The organism is Cellulomonas triticagri, assembly GCF_003696205.1.
GTDB classification, from domain to species: domain Bacteria; phylum Actinomycetota; class Actinomycetes; order Actinomycetales; family Cellulomonadaceae; genus Cellulomonas; species Cellulomonas triticagri.
This window is the reverse complement of the sequence record NZ_RFFI01000199.1, coordinates 1-3,950: the sequence shown is the minus strand read 5'-3', so window position 1 is coordinate 3,950 and position 3,950 is coordinate 1. Positions and strand designations below refer to the sequence as shown.

Genomic DNA, 3,950 nt, shown 5'->3' with positions numbered 1-3,950 from the left:
GCGGCAGCGGGCTCGGCGACGGGCGCCGGGGCGGCGACCGCCGGGGCGGGCTCGGCGACCGGAGCGGGGGCGGTGGCCTGCGGGGCCGGGGCCGCCTCGACCTCGGTCTGCTCGACCGGGGTCTCCTCGCGCTGCTCGCGACGGGCGCGACGCTGCTCGTTCTTCTGCTCGGCCTTCTTCTTGGTCGGGCCGAGCACCATGATCATGTTGCGGCCGTCCTGCTTCGGCATGCTCTCGATGAAGCCGAGCTCGGACACGTCGTCCGCGAGCCGCTGCAGCAGGCGCACGCCCATCTCCGGGCGCGACTGCTCGCGGCCGCGGAACATGATCATGACCTTGACCTTGTCGCCGGCCGACAGGAACCGCTCGACGTGGCCCTTCTTGGTGCCGTAGTCGTGCGGGTCGATCTTGAGCCGGAAGCGGATCTCCTTGAGAACCGTGTTGCTCTGGTTGCGCCGGGCCTCGCGGGCCTTCATGTCTGCTTCGTACTTGAACTTGCCGTAGTCCATGATCTTGCAGACGGGCGGACGGGCGTCCGGGGCGACCTCGACGAGGTCGAGGTCGGCGTCCTGGGCCAGGCGCAGTGCGTCCTCCACGCGGACGATGCCGACCTGCTCGCCGTTCGGGCCGACCAGGCGGACCTCGGCGACGCGGATCCGATCGTTGATGCGGGGCTCGCTGATGTGGTGCTCCTCAGAGTCGAAGTTCCGGACTCCCAGGAACGAGGAAGGCCCCCGGACCTGGGCACAGGCGGGGGCCGACACGGTTCCACGACGCCCCACACGGGGTAGTACGCCGTACGGGCCGCACTCCCCTGGCGGGGCTACGACCTGGACCGGGACCTGGACCCTGCTGCCGGCGGACCGGGCGGTCGGGACTCAGGTGGGATCGACTCCACTTGTGCGCCTGGACCCTCCGCACGCACCCGCAGGAGAGCGAGCACACAGGGACGATCCAGGCCAGTCGTGAATGACTCTACCAGAACCTCCGCGCCAGCCCGGATGTTCCCCGCACCGACCATCCCAGCGACGTGACACGCCGTCAGATCCCTGCTTGAACAGTTCCAGAAAGCATGCCAGGGTGAGGACATGCCTGTCGACCAGCACACCCACGGCGCACCCGCGCAGCCTGCGGAGATCCTCCGCGAGCAGGGTCTGCGGGTCACCGCGCCGCGGCTCGCGGTGCTCGACGCGGTGGCCGCCGTGCCGCACGCCGACGCCGACGCCGTGCTGCGGCACGCCCGCGCCGCCCTGCCGACCGTGTCGGTGCAGGCGGTGTACGACGTGCTGCACGCGCTGACCGACGCGGGCATCCTGCGCCGCATCGAGCCCGCCGGTCACCCGGCGCGCTACGAGCGGCGCGTGGGCGACAACCACCACCACGTGGTGTGCCGCACCTGCGGGGCCGTCGACGACGTCGACTGCGCCGTGGGCGAGGCCCCCTGCCTGACACCCAGCTCGACGTCGGGCTTCACCGTGGAGACCGCCGAGGTCACCTACTGGGGGCTGTGCCCCTCGTGCCGGGACCTGCCAGCGGACTGACGCACGAGCACAGCAGCACACGGACACCGAGGCGCCGCAGGCGGTCCACCCGGACCGCCCGACGGAACCGCCCGGCCACGGACCGGCACCGACCGGCCCGGACCACCCACCCACCGACCACCGGTCGGGCGACCCCGCCCGCCCGGTCCCCGGCGCACCCTCGTCCGGCGCGCCGCCGACCCGGAAGGACACCCCCGTGACCCAGGTCAACCCGACCACCACGAACTCCGGAGCCCCCGTCGCCTCCGACGCCCACTCGCTGTCCGTGGGCGCGGACGGCCCGCTCGTCCTGCACGACCACTACCTGGTGGAGAAGCTCGCGCAGTTCAACCGCGAGCGCGTCCCCGAGCGCGTCGTGCACGCCAAGGGCGGCGGCGCGTTCGGCACCTTCACCACCACCGGCGACGTGAGCGCCTACACCCGCGCCGCGCTGTTCCAGCCCGGCGTCGCGACCGACATGCTGGCCCGGTTCTCCTCGGTCGCCGGCGAGCACGGCTCTCCCGACACCTGGCGCGACCCCCGCGGCTTCGCGCTGAAGTTCTACACGTCCGAGGGCAACTACGACCTCGTCGGCAACAACACCCCCGTGTTCTTCCTGCGCGACGGCATCAAGTTCCCCGACTTCATCCGCTCGCAGAAGCGCCTGCCCGGCTCGAACCTGCGCGACAACGACATGCAGTGGGACTTCTGGACCCTGTCGCCGGAGTCCGCACACCAGGTCACCTGGCTCATGGGCGACCGCGGCCTGCCGCGCTCGTGGCGCACCATGGACGGCTTCGGGTCGCACACCTACCAGTGGATCAACGCGGCGGGCGAGCGGTTCTGGGTCAAGTACCACTTCACGACGCAGCAGGGCATCGAGAACCTCACGGGCGACGAGGCCGCGCAGCTCGCGGGCTCCGACGCGGACCACCACATCCGCGACCTGCACGAGCACATCGAGGCCGGGGACTTCCCGCGCTGGACCCTGTCCGTCCAGGTCATGCCGTACGAGGACGCGAAGACGTACCGCTTCAACCCGTTCGACCTCACCAAGGTCTGGCCGCACGCCGACTACCCGCTGATCGAGGTCGGCGTCATGGAGCTCAACCGGAACCCGGCGAACTACTTCGCGGAGATCGAGCAGGCGACGTTCGCGCCGAGCAACTTCGTCCCCGGGATCGCGACCAGCCCTGACAAGATGCTGCTCGCGCGGATCTTCTCCTACGCGGACGCCCACCGGTACCGCGTCGGCACCAACCACCAGCAGCTGCCGGTGAACGCGCCGAAGTCCGAGGTGCACAGCTACTCCAAGGACGGCGCCGCGCGGTACTCGTTCAACGCGCCCGACGTCCCGGTGTACGCCCCGAACTCGGTCGGCGGCCCGGCGGCCGACCCGGCCCGCGCCGCCGAGTCCGGCGGCTGGGAGTCCGACGGCGAGATGGTCCGCACCGCGGCGACCCTGCACCCCGAGGACGACGACTGGGGCCAGGCGGGCACGCTCTACCGCGAGGTCTTCGACGACGCCGCCCGCGCGCGGTTCCTCGAGACCATCACCGGCCACGTCGGCGGGGTGAAGGACGACGGCATCCGCGCCCGCGCGGTGCAGTACTGGACGAACGTGGACGCCGGGCTGGGCGCCGCCCTCGCCGCCGCGCTGCGCGACGCGGGGCTGCCCGCCGAGACCGGCGAGCCCGCGACCGCGAGCACCCCGGTCGCCTGACCGACCGAGCACGCCCGTGGCGTCCGCGAGCACCGTCCTGACGGTCGCTCCCGGACGCCACGGGCGTCTCCACGCCGCCGTGCGCGCGACGCGCCCGCCTGGACGACGGCCCCCGATGAGAGGATCGCCCGCATGACCGAGACTCCCGACCCCTCGACCGCCACCCGCGACATCGCCGACGTGGCCGCGGTCGAGGTCATCACGACCGCCGCCGTGCACCTGATGAGCGCCGCCGCGGTGAAGTGCGGCCTGTCCCCCGACACCGACGACGCGACGGGGGCCGAGTACCTGGACCTCGACGAGGCCCGCAAGCTCATCACCGCGCTCGCCGCGCTGGTCACGGCCTCCGCACCCGACATCGGCAACCAGCACGCGCGCTCGCTGCGGGACGGGCTGCGGTCGCTGCAGCTGGCGTTCCGCGAGGCGAGCCCGTTCCCCGACGCGCCGGGCGAGGGCCCGGGCGAGAAGTTCACCGGCTACGTGTCCTGAGGCGCGCCCGGGTCGTACCGGCCCGGGGAGTCCGTCAGGACCGGCAGGGTCCGTGCCGCGGGTCCTCGTCCGGGACGAGGTCGGGGGCGACGGGCGGCAGCGGTCGCACCGGGACGTCGTCCGCGCCGACCGGCGCCGGGGTCGGCACGACCCCGGCGGGCACCGTGCCCGCGAGCACGGTGCCCGCCGGCGACTCGCCCGCCGGCCCGGCGTCGGGC

General features: G+C 72.9%; 5 protein-coding genes. 3 read left to right on the top strand and 2 right to left on the bottom strand.

Features of this window, described 5'->3' with window-relative positions; translation table 11 throughout:
* Nucleotides 1-764, bottom strand: a 764-nt coding sequence (gene infC / locus EBM89_RS19845; RefSeq protein WP_369408677.1) for a translation initiation factor IF-3, incomplete at its 3' end; no start/stop codon positions are given.
* A gap of 324 nt (nucleotides 765-1,088) precedes the next feature.
* On the opposite strand from infC, the gene EBM89_RS19840 reads away from it, so the two are divergent.
* From EBM89_RS19840 to EBM89_RS19830, 3 genes are all read left to right on the top strand, one after another.
* The gene (locus tag EBM89_RS19840) at nucleotides 1,089-1,541 is read left to right on the top strand and encodes a Fur family transcriptional regulator (protein WP_122151308.1); all 453 of its coding nucleotides are present in this window, start codon (nucleotides 1,089-1,091) and stop codon (nucleotides 1,539-1,541) included.
* A gap of 196 nt (nucleotides 1,542-1,737) precedes the next feature.
* On the top strand, nucleotides 1,738-3,243 hold the full coding sequence (locus tag EBM89_RS19835; RefSeq protein WP_122151307.1) for a catalase: 1,506 nt from the start codon (nucleotides 1,738-1,740) through the stop codon (nucleotides 3,241-3,243).
* A gap of 132 nt (nucleotides 3,244-3,375) precedes the next feature.
* The gene (locus tag EBM89_RS19830) at nucleotides 3,376-3,732 is read left to right on the top strand and encodes a DUF1844 domain-containing protein (RefSeq protein ID WP_122151306.1); all 357 of its coding nucleotides are present in this window, start codon (nucleotides 3,376-3,378) and stop codon (nucleotides 3,730-3,732) included.
* Nucleotides 3,733-3,766: 34 nt separating this feature from the next.
* Here EBM89_RS19830 and EBM89_RS21580 read toward each other — a convergent pair.
* Nucleotides 3,767-3,950 (bottom strand): hypothetical protein (locus EBM89_RS21580; protein ID WP_199732215.1); only part of this gene is annotated, 184 nt, incomplete at its 5' end.